This window comes from Corynebacterium sp. HMSC076G08 (assembly GCF_001811515.1).
In the GTDB taxonomy this organism is placed as follows: domain Bacteria; phylum Actinomycetota; class Actinomycetes; order Mycobacteriales; family Mycobacteriaceae; genus Corynebacterium; species Corynebacterium hiratae.
Map to the genome: position 1 here is coordinate 86,141 of NZ_KV805081.1, position 25,859 is coordinate 111,999.

The window sequence follows — 25,859 nt, forward strand, 5'->3', positions numbered from 1 at the left end:
GCCGCCGCCTTAAAACGCGCCCGCGATGGGCAGGCCCACCGCATCGATGCCGTTGCGCAGCGAGTTCGTGGCCAGCTTCCAGCGCCCGTCGAGGTAGCGGAACTCCACCCGCAACGAGAGCGTGGGACGCCCGGCCGAGCTCGCGTTGAGCGTGGCACTCGCGGTGTTCCCCTCCACCGTCAGTGGCCCGCTAATCCGCTTCCAGCCCAGCGGCGGACGGAATATCCCCAGGTTGTAAATGGTTCTCGGCACCACCGTCCCCGGCAGACCAGCCTCGAGGTTGTGTGCCTTGTCCGCATCGGATCCCGGCGTGGCCACGAGCGCGTGCAGGACGCCGTTAAGGTCATCGAGCGTCGGCTCCGGGTTAGTAGCCGCAAAGCTCGCGCTGAAATCCCCACTGGGGTACCAGCCGGTGTTGGGGTCCTCCACCGTCTCATCCACCGCCTGCTCTGGCGCTGGGTCTGCCGCTTGATTCTCCTGCGGTGCCGGTTCCAACGCCACAGCGGGGGCGTCCTGCGCAACGCTTGGCGACGCCGCGGACGCCGCCGTTGTTGGTGCCGTTGTTGCCGCAGCCGCCGGCGCTGCGGAGTCGCTGCTCACGGGCACGCTCGGTTCGGCTGGCTGCGTCATCGCGGCACCCTGGGCTGCCGCCTGTTCCCACTTGCCTTGGCTGAGCTGCACGCCGAAACCCAAGACCAGCGCAGCGGCGACGCAACTGCTCACCACAGATACGCCAACCGTGGGCCAGCTGATCCCACGTGGGCGGGCCTCCATCACGCCGTCCGGCACGCCGCCGGCAACGTCACCGCTCTCACCGAAACTCATTGAGCAGCCGCGGCCGGCTTGGTCAGCACCACGCCGATGGCCTGCAGGTTGTCGCTGTATTTGTTGAACACCGAACGCATCGCGAAAACGCGGCGGCGGGCGTCGGGCATGCGCAAGACGTTAAAGGCGATACGCGCCACGCCCAGCACACCCTCGTCCTGCAAGTTGCGCTTGGCGCGCAGCAGCGCCATATCTGCATAGTGGCGCTCAGTCACCTCGAAGCCAGCCTCCCGTGCCACGCCGTCCCATTCCTTTGTGGTCAGCGGGCGGGCGTTGACGCGGATGGACGTGGCCAGCGCGCGGCGGATCTCGAGCTTCTGGGCGTCGTCAAGCGTGTCCGGCTCCAGGCACAGCTCATGGATGACATACCTGCCGCCCGGGCGCAGGATACGGAACGCCTCCGCCATGATCGCGGCCTTCCCCTTCTCGCCGTGCATGGTGAGCATGGCTTCGCCAAAGACGACATCCGTGCTGTTATCCGGCAAACCCGTGGCCTTGGCGTCATTGACCACCACGGTAGCCGAGGAAGCGCCGGCGAGGCTGGCCTTCGTGCGCGCCACGGCATCAGGATCCTCGTCCACACCGGTGTAGCTGCGCGGGCCTTCCGCCACGATCTGGCGGGCAGTGAGCCCGAGTCCAGGGGCCAGCTCCACCACGTCCTTGTTTTTCAGCTCGGCGGCGTCGATTAGCGTGGTGGTCATCTCCAGCCCGCCGGGGCGCAACACCTTCTTTCCCAGGCGGGCGAGGAGCCAGTGTCCACCAACCTCGGAGTCGGGACGATCGTGCATGGGCAAAGAAGAAGTTGTCATACAGCCAGAATATGCGAGACTTTCTCCATTTAAAAGGTTACCCTAACCTTATTGTGGCCAACCTAACATGCCAGAACGCGGCGACGCCCCGCCACCGCTGGGTGGAGGGGCGTCGGAAAGCAGCGGCGCGGAAAGCGGCGTTAGGAGGCAGCCTCAACGCGCTCCTTGAGGGCCTTGAACTGGTCCCACACCTCAGACGGCACGCGGGAGCCCAGGAAGGTCAGGTACTCCTTGTTGTCTTCCATGTCGCCAGCCCAATCAGCCGGGTTCACAGCGAGCGCCTCGCGGACATCCTCGATGTCGAAGTCCAGGCCGGTGAGGTCGATATCCTCCGGGCGGGCGGTGTGGCCCACGACGGTCTCGACGGCGTCGACGTTGCCCTCGATGCGGTCCACGATCCACTTGAGAACGCGGGAGTTCTCGCCGAAGCCCGGCCACAGGAAGCGGCGGTCTTCACCGCGGCGGAACCAGTTCACCAGGAAGATGGCCGGCATACGGTCGCCGCCCTTGTTACCCATGTCGATCCAGTGCTGCAGGTAGTCACCGGCGTTGTAGCCCATGAACGGCAGCATGGCCATCGGGTCGTGGCGCAGGGCGCCGACCTTGCCCTCAGCAGCAGCGGTCTGGCCGGAGGAGAGCAGGGCGCCGATCATGGTGCCGTGGTTCCAGTCGAAGGCCTGGGTCACCAGCGGGACGGTATCCGCGCGGCGGCCACCGAAGAGGATGGCGTCAATCTTGACGCCCTTCCAGTCATCAAACTCCGGAGCAGCAGACGGGCACTGCGTAATCGGCACGCAGTAGCGGGAGTTCGGGTGCGCCGCCTTGGTGGTGGAAGCCGGGGTCCAATCGTTGCCGCGCCAATCGATGAGGTGCTCCGGGGCCTCGCCCATTTCCTCCCACCAGACATCGCCGTCGTCGGTCAGCGCGACGTTGGTGAACAGGGTGTTGCCCGGCTCCATCGTCTTCATGGCAATCGGGTTGGAGTCGTAGTTGGTGCCCGGCGCCACACCGAAGAAGCCGTTCTCCGGGTTGACTGCGTACAGGCCGTCCTCGCGCAGCTTCATCCAGGCGATGTCATCGCCCACAACCTCAGCCTTCCAGCCCGGGATGGTCGGGGCGATCATGGCCAGGTTGGTCTTACCGCAGGCAGACGGGAAGGCGGCCGCGATGTGGTACTTCTTACCCTCCGGGTTGGTGAGCTTGAGGATGAGCATGTGCTCTGCCATCCAGCCCTCTTCCTTCGCCATGACGGAAGCGATACGCAGCGCGTAGCACTTCTTGGCCAGGATGGCATTGCCGCCGTAGCCGGAGCCGTAGGACCAAATCTCCTTGGTCGCCGGGAACTGCGTGATGTACTTCTTCTCGTTGCACGGCCACGCGACATCCTCCTGGCCCGGCTCCAGCGGAGCACCAACGGAGTGCAGGGCGTGGACAAAATCGCCGTTCTCACCAATCTTGTCCAGAGCCTGCTGACCCATGCGGGTCATGATGCGCATGGAGAGCACGACATAAGCGGAATCAGTAAGCTGCACGCCGAGCTTCGGGTCCGGGTCGCTGATGGGGCCCATGCAGAAAGGCACCACATACATGGTGCGGCCCTTCATGGAGCCACGGAAGGCCTCGGTCATCTCTTCCTTCATGGCTGCCGGCGGGGCCCAGTTATTGGTCGGGCCGGCGTCCTCGGCGGTCTCGGTGCAGATGAAGGTGCGGGACTCCACGCGCGCGACATCCGACGGGTTCGAGCGCGCCAGGTAGGAGTTCGGGCGCTTCTCCTCGTTGAGCTTAATCAGGGTGCCCTTCTCCACGAGCTCAGCGGCGAGACGGTCAGCCTCCTCCTGGGAGCCATCTACGAAGACGACCTCTTCCGGCTGGAAGAGCTCGACGCTCTCACTGATCCACGAAATAAGCTTCTCGTTCTTCGTGGGCAGTTCACCTACAAGGCCCTTAATGGTTGCGGTCATCTCACATTCTCCTGTGGTCGGTGTGGCCAGGGTGCTTTATATCGCCGAAGGTTTCCCCTATCGACGTTTCACCAACCAGAGTACGGATACTGGCGATAACAGAATGTGTAATACAGCCCACCCCGGTTATATCCACCCTGGTTAACCCGACTAACCCAAGGACAACGAAGTGTGAAATAGGGCACGCAACCACCAAAGATACCCCCGCACAGGGGTGGATTTTCTTTGGGTTGTCCATCCCGTACGCCCGTCCCGCTACCCCCACGGCGTCCTGTGTGGCCTCCACCTGGACGCCCCTCCGCCCTCCACGGCGCGGCACGTTGCCCCTCACCCCTGCTTAAGGGAACAATGTCAACTGATGAATAGTGCAGACTCCTCCCAGAATCCCGCCGCGCAGATGCCTCATGGTCGCGGCCTCCAGACGGATTTCAACGCCGAGTTCAACAATGATTTGGACTACCCACGCCTCGGCAACGTGACCTTCCGTCGCGGCACCCTCACCGACAACCAGAACGCCCTCTTCGAGGAGCACTGGCCTCAGTTGGGACGCCTGCTTGCCGACGAACCCCTCGACATCCCCGCCTGGTTCAACCGCGAGGGCGCCAGGACCATCGTGGAAATCGGCTCCGGCACCGGAACCTCCACTGCTGCGATGGCCCCGTTGGAAAAGGACACCAACATTGTTGCCGTCGAGCTTTACAAGCCAGGCTTAGCCAAGCTGCTGGGCTCCATTGTCCGCAACGATATTGAGAACATCCGCATGGTCCGCGGCGATGGCATCGAAGTTCTCATGCGTATGTTCGCGCCCGAATCCCTCGACGGCATCCGTATCTTCTTCCCGGACCCGTGGCCCAAGGTCCGCCACCACAAGCGCCGCATCATCCAATCCGGCACCCTCAACCTCTTCGCCTCCCGCCTGAAACCCGGCGGCGTGCTCCACGTGGCCACCGACCATGCCGGCTACGCCGAGTGGATTAACGAGCTCGTTGAGGTCGAGCCCTCCCTCGACTACAAGGGCTGGCCCTGGCCGGAGTGCCCCATCCTCACTGACCGCCAGGTCATCACCAAGTTTGAGGGCAAAGGCCTGGATAAGGAACACGTCATCACCGAGTACCTGTGGGAGAAGAAGTAATGGCCGGCACCTATCTTCTGGTGTGGGATGCACCCAACATGGACATGGGGCTCGGCGCCATCTTGGGCGGGCGACCCACCTCCGCACACCGCCCGCGTTTTGATGCGATTGGCCGCTGGCTGGTGGAGCTGGCCTTCGACAACGACGCCACCCCCGAAGCCGCCGTCTTCACCAACGTCACTCCCGGCGGCGCCGACGTCATCCGCCCATGGGTGGAAGCCATCCGCAACGTCGGCTTCGCCGTCTTTGCCAAGCCAAAGCTGCACGAGGACGATGACGTCGACCCCGACATGGTCGAATACATCAAGGCCAACCGCGAGAACCTCTCCGGTGTCATCGTCGCCTCAGCCGACGGCCAGAACTTCCAGCACCTGCTGGAACAGCTCTCTGCTTCCGGCCTGCCCACCTGCGTCCTCGGCTTCCACGAGCACGCCTCCTGGGCTGTGACCCATCCGGAGATTGAGTTCGTCGACCTCGAAGACATCGAGGGTGTCTTCCGCGAACCGCTGCCACGCGTTAACCTGGACAATCTGCCACCAGGCGGCGCCTGGCTGCAGCCTTTCCGCCCGCTGTCCGCGCTGCTTCCGGAGTGCGCGCCCGAGCACAGTTAGGAGCCGCATGTTTTATTCCTGGGGCCGTTTTTCCTATGCCCACCGCAAGGTCATCCCGCTCCTCATCGTCGGGCTCATCCTGGGCCTCTTCTTTGGCTTCGGCACGCGCCTTGAGGAGCGCATGAGCCAGGAGGGCTGGGAGGACCCGGGGGCGGCGTCGACAAGCGCGGCACAGATCGAGTTGGAGACCTTCGGCCGCGACAATTCCGGCGACGTCATCCTGCTTTTCGACGACCCCGATGCCCACGCCGCCGAGGCCAAGGCCTTCCTGGATGAGCTCCAGACCCAGTATCCGGAGCAGATCGACTCCGTCACCAGCTACTTTGATAAGCGCAACCCGAACCTCATCACGCAGGATCACTCCACGGCCTTCGCCGCCATCGGGCTCAAGGGTGACGGCGAGCAAACGCTCAAGGACTTCCGCGCCATCGAGGATTCCCTGCACTCCAGCGGGCTGCCCGTGCAGGTAGCGGGTGCCACTGCCGTGGCCGATGCGCTGGACGAGGGTATGGCCAAGGACATCTCCCGCGCGGAGAAGGCCGCTCTGCCGCTCGTCGGGCTGCTGCTGTTGATTGTCTTCGGCTCCGTCGTTGCGGCCTTCATGCCGCTCGTGGTGGGCGGGCTGTCCATCCTAGGTTCCTTGGGTATCCTTTCCATCCTGGCCGGCTTCCTGCAGGTCAACGTGTTTGCGCAGGCCGTCGTGACGCTGCTGGGCCTGGGCCTGGCCATCGACTATGGCCTGTTCATGGTTTCGCGCTTCCGCGAGGAGCTGGACAAGGGCCGCGATACCAAGGAGGCCGTGGCGATCACCACCGCCACCGCCGGCCAGACTGTGGTCTTCTCCGCCGCCATGGTGGCCGTGTCCCTCTCCGGGCTTTTCCTCTTCCCACAGGCCTTCCTTAAATCCGTGGCCTACGGCTCCATCTCCGCGGTGGGCCTCGCCGCACTCCTGTCGGTGATGGTACTGCCCTCGCTATTTGGCATGCTGGGTCACAACATCGACAAGTGGACCGTACGCAAGACCTCGCGCCGCGGACGCCGCATCGAGGACACGTGGTGGTACCGGATGCCGCGCTGGGCCATGGGCCGCGCGGGTCTGATGACCACCGCTATCTGCGCGCTGCTCATCGCGCTGACCCTGCCGGTGCTGGGCGTGAAGTTTGGCGGCATCAACGAGACCTACCTGCCGCCCAACCAGGACGCGCGCGTGGCGCAAGACCAGTTCAACGAGCAGTTCCCTTCCTTCCGCACCGAACCGGTCAAGCTCGTGGTGAAGAATGCGACTAATGAGCAGCTTGTCGACGTCGTCATGCAAGCCCGATCCATCCAGGGTCTGACCGAGCCGATGGGCCCGAAGACCGCGACCGTCGACGGCACCACCGTCCTCGGCGCCGGCATTCAGGACCGCGAGGATTACGGGCGCATCGTCCACGAACTCGAGAACATCGAGGCACCGGAGGGCGTGGAGCTGTATGTTGGCGGCACCCCGGCCATGGAGGTCGAATCCCTCGACGCGCTCTTTGAGACCCTCCCTTGGATGGCGCTTTACGTGGTGCTGGCCACCTTCCTCCTCATGGCGCTGGTCTTCGGCTCCTTCATCCTGCCGCTGAAGGCCATCATCATGACGCTGCTTTCCCTGGGTGCGACGCTGGGCATCTTGACGCTCATGTTCGTCGACGGCCTCGGCTCCGGCCTGCTCAACTTCACCGCCGGCCCGCTCATGAGCCCGATTCTGGTGCTCATCATCGCCATCGTCTTTGGCCTGTCCACGGACTACGAAGTCTTTCTGGTTTCGCGCATGGTGGAGGCCCGCCGCCGCGGTGCTTCCACGGACGAGGCCATCGCTGCGGGCACCGCGCACACCGGTGGCATCATCACGGCGGCCGCGCTCATCATGATCGTGGTCGCAGGTGCCTTCGGTTTCTCCGACATCGTGATGATGAAGTACATCGCCTTCGGCATGATTTTTGCACTGCTTATCGACGCCACCATCGTCCGCATGCTCCTCGTCCCCGCCGTCATGCACCTGCTGCGCGAGGACAACTGGTGGGCCCCGCGCTTCCTCACCCGCCTGACCCATCGCCTCGGCGGCGACAACGCTCCCGCTGCCGAGCCGGCCCTGGCCACCGCATCCGCTGCTGCACCGGCGCCCACCACCCCAGCGCTGAGCGATGAAGAGGCCGCGCCTACCGAGAAGGCAGGCACACCGGAGGATCCTGAGGTGCGGACGGAGGAGGCGTCGGCAAGCGAAGCTCCTGTACGCGGGGACCGCAGCGCCGACACCGACACCGAGCTCATCCCCTTCTCCGAGCTGGTGCAGCGCCTGAAGTCCACGGACGGTCGATGAATAAGAAGAACTGGCTGACCTGGATAATCTCCCTTCTGATTCTGGCCGCGCTGGCGTGGTTCTTCCGCGACCAGCTGGACTTTATCTCCGAGGGATTGCGCCGCCTGCGCCACGCTGAACCTTTCCCCGTGGTGCTGGTGGTGTTCTTCGCGCTGCTGTCCATCGCAGGCATGGCGGAGGTGATGAAGCGGCTCATCGGCGCCGGCGGCGTCAAGGTGCCGCTGCGCGAAACCTACGCCATCACGCTGGCCTCGAATGCCTGGTCCACGACTCTGCCGGCGGGCCCTGCCTTTTCGGCTTTGCTCACCTTCCAGGTGCAGCGTCGCTGGGGTGCGTCGGTAGCGCTGTGTAGCTACTTCCTGTTTTTGTCCTCGATCATTAGCTCGATGTTCCTCGCGCTCATTGGGCTCGGCGGGGTGTTTTTCCTCAACGCCGACATGGCTTTGGGCTCGTTGATCACCACGGTTGTCCTCATGCTCGCGGCACTCGGCGGCATCTTCGGGCTGACCTCACACCCGGTGACTCTTGAGCGCTGGCTGCGCAAGCTGCGGCCCGGCCCCAAGCGGGACCGCGCGATCCAGGAGGTGCGCAACCTCGGCGAGGTCCACCTTTCGCGTGGCCCCTTCGCTGTGGTTGCCGGGGCCTCCCTTGTGCACCGCCTGGCCGATATGGCCGCCCTGTGGGCTTCGGTGTGGGCGGTAACCGGCGAGATTCCGTGGCTGCGTGCCGGCGCCGACCACACCACCCTGGCAGGCGTCGCACTGGCCTTCCTGGCGGCGAAGCTGGCTGGCTCCGCGCAGGTCACCCCGGGTGGCGTGGGTACGGTGGAGGCCGCGCTCATCGCCCCGCTGGTGGCGACGGGCCTCACCGCGGTGCATGCCACCTCCGCGGCCATCATCTACCGGCTTATTTCCTTTGCGCTGATCACTATCATTGGATGGGTCATCTACTTCGCCCACTACGCCCGCGATGGTTTCTCTTACGCGGCGTTGAACCGGAAGGAATCCTAAATGCGCGTTGCCCCGCTTATCGACATCATCTCGCTCGTCCTCTTCGCCATCCTCGCCCGCCTGGCGCACGGCGGCCTGAGCTTTAGCTCCTGGGTCGATGCCTTCTGGCCGTGGACCGTGGGCGCGCTCGTGGGCTGGGTCATCATCATGGCAGCGAAGCTGAGCGGCCTGTGGCGGGAGGGCGTCGTCGTGTGGCTGAGTGCCATTATTGGCGGCATGGCTCTGTGGATGCTGGTCAATGGCCGGCTGCCGCACTGGTCCTTCCTCATCGTGGCCACCGTGATGTCGGCGCTGTTCTTCTTTGGCTGGCGAGCCATCGCGGCCTTTGCGTCCCGCTCGCGTGCCTAGAACTTCACCAAGTTTTCCATGGCCTGCTACCTGTCGGCCTCACACACCTGGATCCAGCCTTGTGGGGCCTTGCGAGTGGCTGTTTGAGCTGGGTTTTTAGCGCTCCGGTTGCGGGGGTGTGCGGCCCGGTTTAGTGTGTGGGGCATGAAGTTGGGGGACTTACTCGGGGTACTTGCTCGCGGCATGCACGTCGTTTCTTTGTGCGCGGGCCACACACGCGATGACATGCTCGCGCTGGGTGCGACGCCGCGCGTAGCGCGGCAGCTCGAAGGCCTGCACCGGATCTATTTCGGGCAGACCGCCTACAGCGCCAAGCAGCGCCGCGCGCGTAAAACTGAACACGCACTGGATACGCTGGTGCAGATTGAGCGCCATGTCGCGCGAGTCAAGGACTCGCGCAAGGCGTGGGACCTGAGAGTGGAGCTGTGCGAGACTCCGGCGGGTGAGATCGCGGGCCTGGCGAAGCGGCGCCTCGCGGAGCTCAGGCCCGAGCCCAGCCCCGGAGTGCGGGTGCTGCGCCGAAAAGGCGGCATGCACAGCCTCATCATCACGGATCGGCCGCGGGCGATTGCGAATCTGGTGGGCGCGCTCAAAGCCACCTCCGCGGACCTGCTGAAGGCGGTCCACGAAGTCTTTGCAGGCGGCGGCGCGCCCACACCTGTCCTGCATGCGCACGTTCTTGTGCGCCTAGATCAGCTCGACACGATCGTGCGCGGCGAGGGTGACGACATCATTCTGCAGGCAACCGACGGCGGCACCATGACCGGCGCAGAGTTTATCCGCACGCAGTTTGCCGAGCGCGGCTTCGTCTCGCTCTTCCACCCCGTCGAAGGACCCGTCAATCTCTATTACGGCAGCCGCTTCGCCAACGACAAACAGCGCCTCCTGCTCAGCGCGGAGCATCCGACGTGCGCCTGGCTCGGGTGCAATAAACCGGCCGCGGAATGCCAGATGCACCACATCAGACGGTGGCAAGATGGCGGGCCAACCAACATCAACAACCTCGTCCCGCTGTGTAAGTACCACAACGCGATCAATGATGATGACCCCGCCCGACCCACCTATCGCGGGCACATCGACCGCATCGAGGGACGGATGGCGTGGCTACCACCCGGCGGTGGGCCACCAGTGCTGATACCCAGCCCCGTCTGGGCTGACCTGCGGTAGGAATTCCCGCACCCCTGAGTCGCACCGCGACCCTAGGGCTCTTCGGCGATCCCGCATTCAGAGTTTTAGCGCACCGCGCCTTCTCAAGGCGCGTTGACTCCCTCGGCCACACGAGCCAGGGCATAAAGAAACCCTCCCCGCTTCTGAGCCGCTCACGTTGGACTGAGCAATCAGTCCAACGGGGAGCCGCACGTGTGGCGGAGAGGGGTGCGCGCGAACGCTACTTCGAGCTCAGGGACGAGCCAGAGATGGTCACGCCGACGCGGTTGAGCAGCATGATAACGAGGTTGATAACGTCGCCGCTGAGGTCAAGAACGCTAGACAGCATTGAAGTGCTCCTTTGATTGAATTCCTAGTCCTTAAACTTATCGGATAGAACGGGCCCGCACGTTACGCCGAGACACAAAATTCAGCGCGATCCGCAGGCCTTCTTCAGCTTCTATCCTGACTCAGACGACGCTAGAGCGGGGAGATGGTGTGCTTCTTGGGCAGGTCCTTCTCCTGCTTATCGGCAAGCTGGCGCAGCGCGCGGCGCAGGGCCAAGCGCGACTCAGAAGGCTTAATCATGCCGTCGAGGTAGCCACGCTCCGCAGCGACATAGGGCGCGGTCATGGTCTCGTCGTAGAAGTCCATGAACATCTTCTTCGTCATGGCGCGCTGCTCCGGGGTCTCGGCGGCCTCGAGCTGCTTGCCCGCAATCATGACCACGGCGGCGGCCGAGCCCATCACGGCAATCTGGGCCGTCGGCCACGCCAGGTTGATATCACCGGTCAAGTTCTTCGAGCCCATCACGGCATAGGCGCCGCCATAAGCCTTGCGCACAATCAGCGAGACCTTCGGCACGGTAGCCTCCACCACAGCAAAAGCGAACTTCGCGCCGCGGTGAATCAGACCGGCCTTCTCCTGGTCCACGCCCGGCAGGTAGCCCGGCGTATCCACCACGAAGACCAGCGGGATGTTGTAGGCATCGCAAATACGGATAAAGCGCGCGCCCTTATCGGCGGCATCCGCATCGATGCAGCCCGCCGAGTGCATCGGGTTATTGGCCACAAAGCCCACGGCCTTGCCATCAATACGGCCAAAGGCGGTAATGACGTTGGGGGCGTAGTTTTCCTGGATCTCGATGAGATCGTCATCGTCGCCAAGCTGTGTGAGCAGGTCCATCATGTCGTAGCCGGCGTTCGTGTCATCCGGCATGAAGGAATCCAGCTCGGTGTCTTCAGCCACCTCGTCATCAGAAGGTGCGTCGAAGACCGGAGACTCGTCGAAGCAGGTCAGCGGCAGGTGATCCAGCAAATCGCGCACCAAGTCAAAGGCCTCATCCTCCGAGGGCACCACAACAGACACGTTGCCGTTGAGCTCCTGCTGGCGCGCAGAGCCGAGGTCATGGGAAGAGATCTCCTCGCCTGTGACTTCCTTGATCACGTTCGGACCCGTCACGTACATCTCCGCCTCACCATCGACGGCGATGATGAAGTCCGTGGTCACCGGCGCATACACCGCGCCACCGGCGGACTTGCCCATCATGATGGAAATCTGCGGGCTGCGACCGCTAAGCGGCAGCTGGCGGCGGGCAATCTCGGAGTACATGGCCAAAGACGTCACCGCGTCCTGAATGCGCGCACCGCCGGAATCCTGAATACCGATAACTGGGCAACCAATCTTGATGGCCAGGTCCATGATGTCGGTGACCTTCTTACCAAAGGTCACGCCCACGGAACCGCCATAGACCGTCTTATCGTGCGCATAAATGCACACCGGGCGGCCATTGATGCGGCCGTGACCGGTGACCACGCCGTCGGAGTAAATCGCGTCCGGATCACCGGGGGTCTTGCCCAGGGCGCCGGTTTCGACGAAAGAGCCTTCGTCGAGAAGCGCGGCGATGCGTTGGCGCGGAGTCGAGCGGCCGGCCTCATCGCGACGGGCCCGGGAGCGTTCACTGCCGGGGTCCTGGGCGCGCTCGAGGCGCTCGCGTAGGTCCGCTAGCTTGTCAGCGGTACTAGTCACTTCCGAATCTTCTCCTCGATCCATTCCTCCATGTGCTTGCCCACGATACCGATTGCCGGCTCGTCAGGAACCGCCAGGTGGTCGCCCGGCAGCTGCACAATCTCCAGATCCTTCACGATAACGCCCCAACCGCCGTCCGGGTTAACTTCGGCATAGGCCGGCTCGAGCTCGATGGCGCCATCATGCATGCGCTCGGAGCGGAACAGGATGACGGGCACGCTTACCGACGCCCACCGTCCCATATCCAGCGAACCCAAAATCTGGTTATCCACGAAGGATGCGCGCTGGTGCTCCAGCACACCGGCGGACAGGCCGTGTTCGGAAGCGTCGGTGGAGCTGAGGAATTCCGCGAGCATGGCCATGAGAGCATCTTCGCCCACGGTCTCCAGCATCTCGTAGGGCGGCTCGAGGTCCAGGCCATAGGTCTTCTTGGCGAAGGCGGCGTAGCGCCCCCAGCGGGCCTTGGTTTCCTCCAGTGTCTTCGGCGCTGGGTTAGCCGGCTGGGTGGTATCCAGCAGAGCGATAAAGGCAACCTCAGCAGTATCCTCGCCGCGAGCTTGACGCTCCTGCAGCTGGTAGGCCACCTCATAGGCCAGCGCGCCGCCGAAGGACCAGCCGCCAAGCACGACCTTGCGGCCGCGCGCGTAGTGCAGGATGTCCTCGATGTAGGCGGCGGCGCGATCCTCCAGGCTGCCCTCGAGGCGCTCCACGCCGTAGACGGCGACGTCGGCAGGCAGGCGGCGAGTCAGCGGCTGGTAGACCACGGTGGTGCCGCCGGCCGGGTGGAACATGAAGACGGCGGGGCCGTCGGCCTCGCGCAGGACACGGATATTGCCCTCGACCTCAGTCTCCAGGCCTTCGCGGACGAGGTCCGCCAGGTTCTCCAGCGCTTCGGCTTCCTGAACCTGCTGCGCGGTGACCTCGATGCCGGCGCGCTCGGTGAGGCGCTCGGCAATCTTTTCCGCCACCTCATCGCTGACCTGCGGCAGCGCGGAGGTCACTCCGGCCGCGGCCTTGCCCGTGAAGGTGGCCCAGGTGCCGAAGACCATGCGCTCCGAAGCATCGCGCGGCGCCACGCCGATGCCTTCGCCGCTCTTCGCGGAAGATTCTTCAGTGGAGTTGCCCTCCGCGGTGAGCGCGGAAGGTGTATCAGCGACCGCGTCGGCCGGCGCCTGTGCGGCAGAACCGGGCTGCTCGGACACGGCCTCCTCGACCATGGTGATGACGTCGGCGAGGGAGGCGTCGCGAAGCGCCTGCACCTGCAGCGGCGGAATCTGGAAGTCATTCTCCACGCGGTTCTTGATGCGCATGCCCATGAGCGAATCCAGGCCGAGATCAATGAGCGGCAGCTCACGCGGGAGATCGGAGACGTCGTAGCCCATGGACTCCGACACGATGAGCGCCAAGCGCTCCTCCACGCTCTCCTTCTCCGGGTCCCAGCGCACGGCATCGGCGCCCACATCGGGGTCAGCGAACTGCGGCGCAGTCACCGCCTGCGGCAGGCTCGGCTCCGGGGCCGCAGCGGGTTCGGCAAGGTTGAGCGTCGACGCAAAACCTTCCGCGATGAGCTTGGTCGTCGCACCATCCACGTAGTGCACCGCCAACGACAGCCCGCCCAGCGTGCGGCGAACAATCGTGGTGACCTCGCCCTTCGCGGGCAGGTCGAGGTGCTCCTCGCTCGCCGCGATGTGGGCGCCCGGGGTCACGGCCTCGGCGGCAGCCTCCAGGATGGCCAGCGCGCTCGGCGCCTGGTCAGCGTTCGTGGAGAACGCCACCGCGCCCTCCGGCAGCGTCACGCGCGCTCCCGGCAGGCCGGATACGCCAGAAGAAGGACGAGCGTTGGTCCAGAAACGCTGGCGGCGGAAGCGGGTATGCGGGGCGGCGACAAGCGCACCGGAACCAAAGACCTTGGTGTAGTCCACCGGAGTACCCGTGACGTAGAGCTTGCCCAACAGGTCCAGCAGCGACTCGGTGGGATCCATCTTGCGCTTCAGGCTGTAAAGCAGCTGCGCATCCGCCTTGCCCGCGGCAAAGGCGGTGGACATCAGGCCCATGAGCGCAATCGGGTTCGGGGAGATCTCCACGATCTGCGTGTGCCCAGCCGCAAACGCCGCCTCCGTCGCATCCTGCAGGTAGACGGGCTTGCGGGTCATGCGGATCCAGTAATCCTCATCGTGCAGCACCGCACCCGGGCGGTAGACCTTGCCGCGGTCGACGGAGGAGAAGAGCGTCGTGTGCAGCGGAGCGGCTTCCATGCCGGCGATTTCCGCATAGAGCTCACCCAACAGCGGATCCACAGCGGAGGTGTGCCCCGCGCCCTTGACGTTGAGCGCGCGGGCGAACTTGCCCTCGCCGTCGAGCTTCTCCACCAGCGCGAGGACCTCCTCGCGCGGGCCGCCCACGGTGGTCATGCCGGGGCCGGTGTAGACGGCGGGCTCGATGGAGCCTGGCAGGGCGTCGATCTCCTCGGCGGAGAGCTCGACGACGGCCATGGCGCCCTGCTGGTCGTCGGGAAGCGAGGCCTCGCCCTCCCCCATGAGGCGCGCGCGGTGGCAGGCGATGCGCATGGCCTCCTCGGCCTTAATGCCGCCCGCAGCGTAGGCCGCGCCGATTTCGCCCATGGACATGCCGATCACACCCGCCGGGCGCACGCCGAAGGTGGCCAGCAGGTCCGTCAGCGCGATCTGGATGGCGGTGATGGCTACCTGCGCGGTTTCGGTGTTGTAGGTCTGCTCGTCATCATGAACCAGCTCCAGGATGGACCAGCCGGATTCGCGCTGGACTACGACGTCGAGCTCCTCCAAGCGCGCGAGGAATTGCGGCGAAAGGGCAATCATGTCCTTGGCCATCTTGCGGTGCTGGGAGCCGAAACCGGAGTACATGAACACCGGGCCGTGCACCGTCGGGGAGTCCGCCGCGGCGATGCCGACGGAGACGGTTCCCTCGGACACCTGACGCAGGCGCTTGACAGCTTCTTCGCTTGACGACGCCACCACTACCGCCCGCGAGCGCCCATGGTTACGGCGCGCGAGGGTGCGGGCCAGGGAGAGCAGGTTCGGGTTCTCGGCTTCGATGTAGTCCGCTAAGTCGGCTGCGGCTGCGGCGCGGCGCGAGGGCAGCAGGCCGGAAACGGGCAGGGCCACCGGGTGGCCTTCGCCGATGGCGACCTGCGGGGCGTCCTGGTGGGTCAGCCCGCGGTAGTCGGTCAGCACCACGTGGGCGTTAGTGCCGCCAAAGCCGAAGCCGGAGACACCAGCGATTCTCTGGCCGGAGTACTCGGGCCACTCGCGCGGGTCTTCGACGACTTCGAGGTGCTCGGCGTCGAAGTCGATATAGCGGTTCGGGCCCGCGTAGTTGATGTTTGGCGGGATAACGCCGTGGCGCATGCCCTCGATGACCTTGATGAGGCCCACCACGCCGGCCGCGGACTCGGAGTGGCCGATGTTGGTCTTGGCGGAGCCCAGCAGGGTCGGGTTATACGGTTGGCGGCCCGGGCCCAGCACGCGCCCCAACGCGGTGGCCTCGATGGGGTCACCGAGGATGGTGCCGGTGCCGTGGGCCTCGACGTAGTCGACGTCCTGCGGGCGGATGCCGGCGTCGGCGTAAGCGCGCTCGAGGACGTCGACCTGTGCGTCCGGATTGGGGGCGGTCAGGCCGTTGGAGTGGCCGTCGGAGTTGACTGCGGAGCCCTTGATGACGGCGTGGATGGTGTCGCCGTCGCGTTCAGCGTCTTCGAGGCGCTTGAGCACGAGCACACCGGCAGCGTCCGCGCGGACGATGCCGTCGGCGTCGTCGGAGAAGGCGTGGATGGCGCTGGTGGGCGAGGTGACACCCAGTTCGCTGAAGCCGATGGAGGCGTGCGGCGAGGCCAGGATGTTCACGCCGCCGGCGAGAGCCGTATCAGCTGCGCCTACGCGCAGGTCCTTGACCGCCTGGTTGACCGCCACGAGGGAAGCCGAGCAGGCGGTGTCCACGTTGAGGGAAGGCCCGCGCAGATCGAAGGCATAGGACAGGCGGTTGGCCACGATCGCCGAGGACGTGCCCGTCAACGCATAAGGGTGCATCTCGGCGGGGTCGGCGGTAATCAGCATGCCGTAGTCATTGTTGGTGGAGCCCATGTAGACACCGGTGGCGGTGCCGCGCAGCTGGTTGGCGGGCAGACCGGCGTCTTCGAGGGCCTCCCACGCCACCTCCAGGAGAATGCGCTGCTGCGGGTCCATGTTGGCCGCCTCCAGCGGGGAGAGGCCGAAGAACTCGGCGTCGAAGGAAGCGATATCCTCGATGTAGCCGCCGTCGGTGTTCTGCTGCTCCATCTTCTCGCTGGTAATCGGGTCAGAGGAGTACTCCGACCAGCGGCCGACGGGCAGCGGGCCGGTGCCGGCGCGGCCCTCGACGAGCATGTTCCAGAACTCGTCGACATTCTTGGCGCCCGGGAAGCGGCCGGCATAGCCGATGACGGCGATGTCCCCGCCCGCGATGGCGGCCGAGCGCGGTGCCGCCGCTCCCGGCGCGCTGTCTGCCGGGGCGCCGGCGGCGCCGTTGACGAGACGCTCGGCCAGCTGCGCGATGGTGGGGTACTCGTAGGCCACGGTGGGCTCGAGCTTGATGCTGAGGAGGTTTTCTAATTCGCCGGAGAGGACTACTGCGTCACGCGAGGACAGCCCGAAATTCTCCAGTGGCTTGGTGTCCGTGATTTCCTCTGCCGACAGGCCGGTGGTCTGCGCAACCCAGGTGCGCAGCCAGCCACGAAGCTCTTCAACGGTCATAAATCTCTAGCTTTCTTACGCGGACTAAAATTTTCTATCTATGCGGTCGATTTTGCGCAGCACAAAAGCGCGCACATCGATGCGTCTAAAGGGGTTATCGGACGATTATCTCACTTTGTTAACTTAGGTCTCATAACCGACATACCCACAGGCAGCGGCAACCCCCGCCCCCACGGCTCACGCGGGGAACGGGGGTTGAATGGTGCGGGGCCTTTAAGAGGCGAGGTAGCTCTTCTTGGCCACGCGGCGGGCAATCTTGCCCGAGGAGGTGCGCTTGATCTCGTTAGCGCCGAACCACTGGATGACGGCCGGGGTCACGCCGTGGTTCGCGGAGACCGCGGAGCGGATGACCTCGGATGCGGCGGCGTCATCGGCCGGGTTGGCGTCGTCGGCGCGCTCGATGAGCAGCACGAGCTCCTCGGTGCTGCCGCCTTCCACGGAGAAGGCCGCGATGGAGTCCGCGCGCACGTGGTCCGAGGCCTCCTGCACGGTGCCTTCGATGTCCTGTGGGTAGTGGTTGCGGCCAGCCACCACGATGAGGTCCTTGAGACGACCGGTGATGTACACCTGGTTATCCACGATGGCCGCCAGGTCCCCCGTGGCCAGCCAGTTGTTGTCCTCCGGCGCGTTCGGCACGCGGGTGCCCTCCGCCAGGCGCTCCCCCAGCGTGTTGTGGAAGGTAGAGGCAGTTTCTTCCGCGCGGTCCAAGTAGCCGGCGGCACGGTTCTCTCCATGCAGCCAGATCTCGCCCACGCGGCCATCCGGCAGCTCGACCTTGGTCTCCGGGTCCACGATGGTCAGGTGCTGGGCCACGACGCTCTGACCACAGGAGGCGTAGGCCACGGAGTCCGCGGACTTCTCCACGATGACTGCTTCGCCCTCGGCCAGACGCTCGCGGTCGAAGTGGGAAATGATCGGGCGCTCCAGAGTCTGCGGGGTGGTGACGATCAGCGAGGCCTCCGCCATGCCGTAGGAGGGGCGCAGGGTCTCACGGCGCAGGCCGTACTCCTCCTTGCCAAAGACCTCCCAGAAGGAATTCACCGCGGACTCCGTGACCGGCTCCGAGCCGATCACGATGCCATCGACGTTGCTGAAGTCCAGCGTCTCCCCCGCCGCCGGAGCACCGTAGCGCGCGGCAAGCTCGAGGGCGAAGTTGGGAACCACGGCGTAGGTTCCCTGCAGCTGCTCATCGATGGGCTGACGCTTGAGCTGGTCAATCCAGCGCTTAGGCTGCTGGACGAAGTCACGCGGCGTCATGATCTCCAGGTTGACGCCCAGGATGGTCACGAAAACCGCCAGGATGATGCCCATGTCGTGGTGCATCGGCAGCCAAGAAACCACGCGGGCCGGCAGCTTAATCTGTACCGCGGTGAAGATCTGCAGCACGTTGGTCATGATGTTGCGGTTGGTCAGCAGCACGCCGGCCGGGGTGCGGGTGGAGCCGGAGGTGTACTGCAGGAAGGCCGGCTGGTCCAGCGGCGCGGTCTGCAGCGCGGCAAGCGCGGCCTTGCCTTCCTCCGTCTCCAGCGGGTTGACCCAGCTCTGTGCCAGCGAATCCGGCAGGGAGTCAATGGAGATGATACGCGGGCGCTCGGCCGCCGGGCGGTCCGAGAAGTACGCGCGGTTGGCGGCAGCGGACGTGTTGTTGGTCAGCACGATCGACGGGTTGGCATCGCCGAAGACCGCCCGCAGGTGGTCGGTGTGGCCGGGCTCGTTCGGATCATAGAGCGGGATCGGGGTCATGCCGGCGTACATCGCGCCCAGGAAGCCGAAGATGTACTCGGGGGAGTTGCCCGCCAGGATGGCGACGCGGTCCCCCATCTTGCCCACCTGCTGCAGGCGTGCTGCTACCGCCTTGATGCGGGTATTGACCTGGGAGCGGGTGATATCACGCGGGGTGCCTTCCGGGTTATCGGTATAGACCCACTGACGCATGACCGGGCGATCCGGGATTCCCGCCTGCTGCTCCGCGGCATAGACGTGTTCGGCGAGCCCCGCCAACGTGAGGTGAGGCGGCAGGGCGATGTTGCCCTTCTCGTCGAAGAACTGGCCGATCAAGGCTTTCAGGTCCATGTGGGAAAGCTCCTTCGTAGGGTAGAGAGGGGCACACACCCCTACTTCACGTACTTTTGACATTGAAAATATCAGAAGGAGTGTGCCGAACGTTACATGGCGCGCGGGCGGGACGTCGTCAAGCGCTACTGCGCGTCGATGGTGTCCTTAGCCCACTGCGTGACCCACTGGTTGGTGGTGACCCCTTCGATAACGTCCGGATTGTAGGCATACAGTGCATGAACGCCGTTGGCGTCGATGAGGTCACGCGCTCGTTCGAGCCCGTTGCTCACGTCCAGGGGTGCATCGCAGATGGAGTCATTCGGCGCACAGATTTGGAAAGTGCGGTCCGCCAACTCCCCGAAGCCATTGGCGCGCGCACCGCGCATGGTGGCGCCCGGGACGATGCCCTGAATCAAGGTCGACACCGGCTGCAGGGCAATCTCCGCGCCCACGCCGCCGACGTGCGCACCCGGGTTAATGCCCACGCCGTCCTGGCGCCGGCCGTCCGCAATGAGGGCCACACCCGCCACGCTCTCCGCGGGGATGGGTCCATTGCCGCCGCCGATGCGGTCCGCCACATCACCCGCGATGACCGCTCCCTGCGAAAATCCGCTCAGGATGAACTTCGTGTCCGGGCAGGTCTCGTGCATGTAGGTCAGCTCGCCCTCGAGGCGCGAGGTGCCTTCGTTGCGGGAATCGTCGTAGCTCATCTCGTGCTGCGCGTTGATGTTCTTAAACTGCGCGGTATAGGGCAGTGTCCACACCTTGACGTCCTCGGGGACGTAGGCCTCCTTCAGGGGATTCGTGATCGAGAGCATGAAGGAATTCGGGTTCGCGCCCGGGTTGATCGGATCATCGTCCGCAGCGGATTCCCACGTTCCCGGCGCGGAGATGAATTCCACGCGCGGGCACCAGTCCGGCTGCTCGGGGGCCGTGTTGTCCTCCTCCTGGGAGGGGGCAGGCTCCGCAAGGTTTCCTTGTTCCCCTTCCTCGCGGGTGTTGAGGAAGTGAACCGCTCCCCCGCCAATCAGGGCGAGGAGGACGACCACGGCAAGGACGGTCAGTGTGTTACGCATGGTTTTACGCATGAAGAAATTTCTACCTTGACAAGGCGCGGGATTGGCTGGAAAATCCCTGCCACATTACTGAGCGCAGAGCTTGTTGCCCTGCTCGGTGATGAGCTGGACTACGTCCTCGTGGCTGAGTTCCGTGCGGCCCTGCTCAATGAGCTGCCCGGCCACAGCCGGCACGGTGACGGCATCGCCCTGGCAGGAAGCCTGCGCAGCACCCACCAGTTGGTCTTCTACGCCGTCGACGTTCACGCCTTTCTCAGCCACTGCAGACAGGAAGTCTTGGTCCGGGCCTTGCGCGGGCGCGGGAGAGGGGATTTCGGAGATCTCGCGCGCACCGCGGTCTTCCGGTTCCTCGCCTGACGTTCGCTCGGAGGGTGCGGATGCAGAGCTTTCGGACGCCTTGCTTGCCGACGACTCACCACTCGCCGCCGAGGAGCGCTCCAGCGGCGCCACGGAGGTTTCGGTGGCATCGCCCTCGTCGACGGTGGCGGAACCGCAAGCGCTCAGCAAGGTACCGGCCGCAAGCAGCACCGCCGCACCAGCTGCTGCGGTGGGACGGGCAGAGAAAAGACGCATGGCAGTTCCCTACTTCTTATCCGCCTGGACCTGGCCCATGACCTCACGGATGACGCCGTGCTGGAAGGACTGGGTCAGCCCGCCTGCCGGAATGGAGGCGTAGTCCTTGGTGGGCCAGCCAAACTCGCCCTGCTCCCAGCCGTGCTTGCCCCACTCGTCGAAGATCTTGCCCTTGAGGATGTAGTGCGCGCCGGAATCCATGGACCAGTAGATGTTGCCGTGCTCGAATTCCTGGAAGAAGCCGCCGTTAACGGCCTTCTCCTCGCCCACCGGGTAGCCCAGCTCGGACTCGGCAGCCTTCAGCTCCTTGTACTTCGCGCCGATAGCACCGTGCACGATGTGGGTGGAGCCATCCGGGTTGCGGGTCAGCACGCCGTTCTCGAAGTCCTGGACCTCGCCCTCGCCAACCTTGCGCGGCTCGGATACCGGGTACTTGAGGTCGCCACCCTCGAAGCCGTTCTTGCCCCAGGCGTCGAAGAGCTCCTTAGAGATCGGCCAAGCACCGGTCTCCGGGGTCCAGTAGATGGAACCGTGCTCGAAGTGGACGTAGCGGCCGCGGCCGTCCGGGGTCTTCTCCTCACCGGTCTTCGGGAAGCCCAGCCAGGAGGTCGGGCCACCGAGCTCGGAGTAGCGGGCACCGATGCGGCCAATGACGGCGTGGGCACCGGTCTCCGGGGACCAGTAAGCGGTACCGGCCTGGAAGTCCTGGGCCTTGCCGCGATCGGCAACGTCATACTCGTTGTTCACGCAGTTACCGATGATGCCGGACTTGGTGGCTTCAGCGATAGCACCGATCGGGGTGCAGTCAGCGCCGCGGTCGCTCTTGTCCAGGCCGAGGGAGTCAGCGATGTAGGGCCAGGCCTCGGTCATCTCAAACTGCCAGTATTCCCAGCTGTGTACGCCGGTCGGGCGGAACTTGACCACCGGCTCCACGCCAGCGCGCTTGGCGTAATCAACGAAGGTCTGGGTGGACATGCGGGAGATGGCCTCTAGGCCCACGCCGGCCAGGTTGGCCTGACCCTTGGCCACCGAGCCGATCTGGCCATAGTCATCCTTGCCGTTGCCGGCGGAGACGTAGACCTTCATGTCCTTGAGATTCTCGATACCCAGCTTCGGATCATTGTCGATCCAATCCTGGGAGTAGAGGTCACCCCACATGTTGGTGGAGGTGAATCCGCCAGCATCAGCCTGGGCGGCGGTTATAGCCTCCGGCATACCGGTGGTGGTGGTATCGAGGTAGCCCGAGAAGGAGCCGACGTACTTGAAGGCCCAGGGATTGCGCTCAGCCAGGTTCATGGCGGCGGTACCGCCCATGGAGATACCGGTGACGGCGCGATTGCCGTTGGAGCGGTAGCCCTTCTCCAGAATCGGGATGAGCTCCCGCATCAAGAAGGTCTCCCACATGTAGTGCCTGCCGTTGTCTTCCTTCTGCCAATCGGAGTAGAAGGAGGACTCGCCGCCCACCGGCATGATGAGGTTGACGTTGCGGTCAGCGTACTGCGACAGGATGTTGGTCTCGATGGTCCAGCCGGACTCATCATCGCGGGCGCGCAGGCCGTCCAGCGCCCAGACCTCCGGGAAGGTCTTGTCCGGGCTGGAGTACCAATCGCGCGCGAGCTGGATCTGCACGACCTGCTCCTTGCCCGGCATGGCAGCGGACTTGATGTAGACCATGAGGTGGCGGTTGGTCAGGTACTCAACGCGGGAGACGGATACGCCCTCCGGCAGGCCCTCAATCTCCGGGTATTCGGTATCTACCGGGGTACGCTGCGGCGGATTAGAGGGAGCGAAAGAATCGGAGAGGTTGGAGCTGCCCAGGAGATCAGTAATGCCCTCGGTAGAGGAGCTTGAAGACTGCGCGTTGGCGATAGGCAGCAGCGCAAAGCCCACTGCCACAGCAGTAGGCAGTGCGGCGATGGTCAGGCCCTTGCGGGCTGCGGACGGGGAACGCAGGCCGGAAACTTTGGCGGACCGGCGGGGCTGAGTTGACGCAGTGTTCGGCATTGAAGAGTCCTTGTAGGGGTAAATCGAGATGCGGGCACGCGGTGCCGCAAGCGGGGCTCCGCAGGTTCCCCTCCTGCGGAACTCGCCGCCGCACGCGTGGTGAGCGGTCTAATGTGTTCTCAAGTTTAAGTTTAACTTGAGACTTTCGGTAGGGGGACACGCCCAGCAATCCAATGAAAAAGCCGCCGTACACAGTGGCACGGCGGCTAGGCAGTAGATACTTACCAGGCGTTCATTACGTTAAGCACCTGCGGCTTGGAGCGCTCGAGTTGGTATCCGAACTGCTCCCAGTTGTGCAGGCCCTGGGCCGGGTAGTTCGTCTGCAGGCGAACACCCGAAGCGCGGGCCCTCAGCTCCCACAGGCGGGTCGTGCCGTTAGCAAAGCCCTCCAGCGCCACGCCGGCCGCGATGTGCTCCGGACGGTAGCGCTGCTGATCCAGCGGCCCCGGGATGCCGGAGGCGGCGGAAACATACACGTCCGTTCCGTTCGCAGCCAGATCCGGGATCAGGTTGAAGGGGTCATTGCTGAAACGCTTCGGGCTGATGATGGAACCGTACATGGCGTTGATGTTGAAGCCGCCGGCGTCGAGAAGCGCGAGGCGCATAAAGGTCTGGGCACCCGGCAAGGTCGTGGTGAGGTAGCCGGAGTAAGACAGTGCCTGACGGAACTGCTCCGGGTGCTTGCCCGCGAGGGTAATAGCCGCGGTGGCACCCATGGACAGGCCAGCAATGGAGTTATTGTTGCGAGCCACGCCGAAGTTGCCCTCAAGGTAGGCCGGCAGCTCCTGCGTCAGGAAGGTCTCCCACTGGTAGTTGACCGGCTTGACCAGATCGTAGGTAGCCGGACCGTTCCAGTCCGCGTAGAAGGAGCCAGCGCCGCCCACCGGCATCACCAGGGTGATGTTGTGATCCACATAGGTGCGCGCGGCGTTGACGTCATTGACCCAGGCGTTGGTGGAATCGGTGGCGCGCAAGCCATCGAGCAGGTACAGACCCGCGTTACCGCCGTTCTTAGCGGGCTGGATCTGTACTGGGATGTTGCGACCCATGGCCTGGGACCACACGTCGCAGCGCTGTACCCAGTATCCGACGCGATCCCATTCGCAGGCGCCGGTGGCGTCTCCACGCAGCCAGTCACGGTGCGCGGCGGATGCTTCTTGCGTACCCGCGGTCACGACCAGGCCCAGAGCCACAGCGATAGCTGCCACCACTGAGAGGACCCGAGTCCGCAGGCCAGAGCTTAGTGAACTCATGTTTCTCCTTAACGTTTCTACTGCCACTAGTACATCGCCAACACGCCAGCGATAGTTACAGATCAATAACAGGAATCTTTCGTAGCGTAACGCACCCTGGCAATTTTCGCCTACCCATGGGGGTGCTTTCCAGCTCACGCCAAGCTAATGGACAGGATAATCGCTGGGATCATCGGAGAGCATGAGGGTGCGGCCCGAGGTCAGTGAGAAGGTTAGGTTCTTGAGGAAGCGCTCCCGGGTTAGGGGCTCGCTGTAGGAAGCGATGAGCTCTTGTACCTCTGGGCTTGCCAGCGCAGCGCGCGCCTGGCGGGTTGTGTCCTTGTCATACCACGGCGGGAGATACTCAATATCCGCGCCCGTCAGCGCAGCCTGCCACTCCACGTCGAGGTTTTTGTCGTGACCCACGCGCCCGCCTTCCTCACGGGGCATGCGCGCGGCCAGCGGCGTGGCCAGACCAATCGTGTCAAGAACCCGGACATTCAGCGGCGCGTTCATCGACGTCATACCCAAGTTCACCAGGTAGACCGTCGGCGGCTCATCCATACCCGGCTCGCGCCGAACGGTGAGCCAATTGAGAAGGTCTTTTTCCTCATCTTCCACATAGATGGTGGCCAGGGCATCTCCGCCCACCAGTTTCTTGCCGGCTTCTTCGTAGCCACGCATGAACTTCATCCCCAGGTAGTCTTTGGCCGAGCGCGGCGGGTAGCCAGCCTCGCGGTTGGTGGCATAGGTCCAGAAATCACGTTCGTCCACGATGGACAGCGGTTGCTCATAGGCCTCCCAGTCCGTCGGGTGCCCACGCAGCACGATGACGAAGGCCCACACCGCGCAGAAGGCCACTGCGAGCGAAGACACAAGACCCTTGAGCGGCAGAACAAACACGGGGAGAAGCGCAGCGAAGAGCGGCAGCAGCAGCATGCGGCCGTGCATGAAGTCACCGCCCACACGCAGCACGTACAGCACGTGCACCGCCGCGGCCCCCACCATCAAGTAGGTCACGGTGGTGGAGCTGCGCAGGGCTGCCGGGCGCAGCTGGGCACGGAAGGTCCACAGCGCCGCACCCGCCAGCACAAGAACGGGCAGGTACAGGGCATATGGCCCCACGAAATCCTGCAGGTAGTTCAGGCCGCTGTCCCACGCGCTTGACGACGCCGACTTGGCCACCGCCGTGTGCGGAGTCAACAGGCCGTAATAGCCCATGCGGAAGAATTGGTAGCCCGCCGGGATGGGCAGGGCCGCACCGAGGATCCCGAGCCAGACTTTCCAGTTGCGGTGCGCCGCCAAAAGCAGGAGTCCGGCAAGCCCGCCGTAAAGTGCGAACTCCGGGCGCACGAGCCAGGACAGACCAGCCCACAGCGCGAGCCAATAAGCACTATTATTCGTGCGGGATTGCGCCCAGTGCTGCAGCAGCGCCCAGAGGCCGGCGAGGTAGAAGATGGACAGTCCCCATTCCAGCCCGGAGGTGAAGAAATCACGGGCCGGGGGCAGTGCGAGGTAGACCAGCGCGCCTGCGGGAACCACGAGCGGTGCAGCAAACTGCCCCGATCGGTAGAAGGCCCGGGCCGTGGCCCACGCCCCCAGCACCATCGCCGCGACCGCCAGCAGGAGGCCCAGGTTGACGGCGATGGATTCCAGCGGGGCATTCGTTAGCCACCGCACGAGGAGGATGAGGTATTGCCACAGCGTGGAGGTATTGGCCTCCACGCGCTCGCCCGCGTTGAAGACAGGTCCATTGCCTTCCTCAAGGTTGCGCACCGTGCGCAGGACGATCAGGCCGTCGTCAGAAATCCAGCGGCGGGCGAAGCCACCCCAAAACGAGAAAACTCCGATCACGATAACCGAGGCCAGCGCGCTGAGCGCGGCTGCGGTACGTGTATCGGATTTTCGCATGAGGAGAGAGTTTAGCACTTGCCTT

The 25,859-nt window shown here is 64.5% G+C and carries 17 protein-coding genes; 6 read left to right on the forward strand and 11 right to left on the reverse strand.

The window, feature by feature from the left end:
• Positions 1–9: 9 nt before the first annotated feature.
• The 3 genes from HMPREF2806_RS10970 to HMPREF2806_RS10980 all read right to left on the reverse strand — a co-directional run bounded on the left by HMPREF2806_RS10970 (position 10) and on the right by HMPREF2806_RS10980 (position 3,595).
• Entirely contained in the window at positions 10–825 is an 816-nt protein-coding gene (locus tag HMPREF2806_RS10970; RefSeq protein ID WP_053089094.1) for an MTB12 C-terminal domain-containing protein, read from the reverse strand.
• Positions 822–1,634, reverse strand: a complete 813-nt coding sequence (locus HMPREF2806_RS10975) for a class I SAM-dependent methyltransferase (protein ID WP_049156954.1) — start codon at positions 1,632–1,634, stop codon at positions 822–824. Before HMPREF2806_RS10975 ends, HMPREF2806_RS10970 begins: the two co-directional genes overlap by 4 nt.
• A gap of 140 nt (positions 1,635–1,774) precedes the next feature.
• Positions 1,775–3,595 carry a phosphoenolpyruvate carboxykinase (GTP) gene (locus HMPREF2806_RS10980; RefSeq protein WP_070517719.1) on the reverse strand — a complete coding sequence of 607 codons (1,821 nt, stop codon included), beginning with the start codon at positions 3,593–3,595 and terminating at the stop codon, positions 1,775–1,777.
• Between the two features lie 358 nt (positions 3,596–3,953).
• On the opposite strand from HMPREF2806_RS10980, the gene trmB reads away from it, so the two are divergent.
• The 6 genes from trmB to HMPREF2806_RS11015 all read left to right on the forward strand — a co-directional run bounded on the left by trmB (position 3,954) and on the right by HMPREF2806_RS11015 (position 10,210).
• Positions 3,954–4,727: a tRNA (guanosine(46)-N7)-methyltransferase TrmB gene (trmB, locus tag HMPREF2806_RS10990; protein ID WP_070517720.1), complete on the forward strand. Its 774-nt coding sequence runs from the start codon at positions 3,954–3,956 to the stop codon at positions 4,725–4,727.
• On the forward strand, positions 4,727–5,338 hold the full coding sequence (locus HMPREF2806_RS10995) for an NYN domain-containing protein (RefSeq protein WP_070517721.1): 612 nt from the start codon (positions 4,727–4,729) through the stop codon (positions 5,336–5,338). Before trmB ends, HMPREF2806_RS10995 begins: the two co-directional genes overlap by 1 nt.
• Positions 5,339–5,345: 7 nt before the next feature.
• On the forward strand, positions 5,346–7,685 hold the full coding sequence (locus tag HMPREF2806_RS11000) for an MMPL family transporter (RefSeq protein ID WP_070517722.1): 2,340 nt from the start codon (positions 5,346–5,348) through the stop codon (positions 7,683–7,685).
• Positions 7,682–8,695 carry a lysylphosphatidylglycerol synthase transmembrane domain-containing protein gene (locus HMPREF2806_RS11005; protein ID WP_070517723.1) on the forward strand — a complete coding sequence of 338 codons (1,014 nt, stop codon included), beginning with the start codon at positions 7,682–7,684 and terminating at the stop codon, positions 8,693–8,695. Before HMPREF2806_RS11000 ends, HMPREF2806_RS11005 begins: the two co-directional genes overlap by 4 nt.
• Complete coding sequence (locus HMPREF2806_RS11010; protein WP_070517724.1) at positions 8,696–9,043, forward strand: DUF3054 domain-containing protein; 348 nt, start codon at positions 8,696–8,698, stop codon at positions 9,041–9,043.
• 144 nt (positions 9,044–9,187) lie between these two features.
• Positions 9,188–10,210, forward strand: coding sequence for an HNH endonuclease signature motif containing protein (locus HMPREF2806_RS11015; RefSeq protein WP_070517725.1), 1,023 nt, complete (start codon positions 9,188–9,190; stop codon positions 10,208–10,210).
• Between the two features lie 459 nt (positions 10,211–10,669).
• On the opposite strand, the gene HMPREF2806_RS11020 is transcribed toward HMPREF2806_RS11015, so the two are convergent.
• The 8 genes from HMPREF2806_RS11020 to HMPREF2806_RS11055 form a co-directional block, all read right to left on the reverse strand.
• A complete protein-coding gene (locus tag HMPREF2806_RS11020; RefSeq protein ID WP_010188576.1) occupies positions 10,670–12,217 on the reverse strand; it encodes an acyl-CoA carboxylase subunit beta in 1,548 nt (515 codons plus the stop codon).
• The gene (locus tag HMPREF2806_RS11025) at positions 12,214–16,983 is read right to left on the reverse strand and encodes a type I polyketide synthase (protein ID WP_070517726.1); all 4,770 of its coding nucleotides are present in this window, start codon (positions 16,981–16,983) and stop codon (positions 12,214–12,216) included. Before HMPREF2806_RS11025 ends, HMPREF2806_RS11020 begins: the two co-directional genes overlap by 4 nt.
• Positions 16,984–17,196: 213 nt before the next feature.
• On the reverse strand, positions 17,197–19,056 hold the full coding sequence (locus HMPREF2806_RS11030; protein WP_070517727.1) for a FadD32-like long-chain-fatty-acid--AMP ligase: 1,860 nt from the start codon (positions 19,054–19,056) through the stop codon (positions 17,197–17,199).
• A gap of 125 nt (positions 19,057–19,181) precedes the next feature.
• A complete protein-coding gene (locus HMPREF2806_RS11035; protein ID WP_049156975.1) occupies positions 19,182–20,114 on the reverse strand; it encodes a cutinase family protein in 933 nt (310 codons plus the stop codon).
• Between the two features lie 66 nt (positions 20,115–20,180).
• On the reverse strand, positions 20,181–20,687 hold the full coding sequence (locus HMPREF2806_RS11040) for a hypothetical protein (protein ID WP_070517728.1): 507 nt from the start codon (positions 20,685–20,687) through the stop codon (positions 20,181–20,183).
• Positions 20,688–20,696: 9 nt separating this feature from the next.
• A complete protein-coding gene (locus tag HMPREF2806_RS11045; RefSeq protein ID WP_369799723.1) occupies positions 20,697–22,610 on the reverse strand; it encodes an alpha/beta hydrolase-fold protein in 1,914 nt (637 codons plus the stop codon).
• 302 nt (positions 22,611–22,912) lie between these two features.
• Positions 22,913–23,944: an alpha/beta hydrolase gene (locus HMPREF2806_RS11050; RefSeq protein ID WP_070517730.1), complete on the reverse strand. Its 1,032-nt coding sequence runs from the start codon at positions 23,942–23,944 to the stop codon at positions 22,913–22,915.
• Between the two features lie 144 nt (positions 23,945–24,088).
• Entirely contained in the window at positions 24,089–25,834 is a 1,746-nt protein-coding gene (locus HMPREF2806_RS11055) for an arabinofuranosyltransferase AftB family protein (protein WP_070517731.1), read from the reverse strand.
• Positions 25,835–25,859 lie beyond the last annotated feature (25 nt).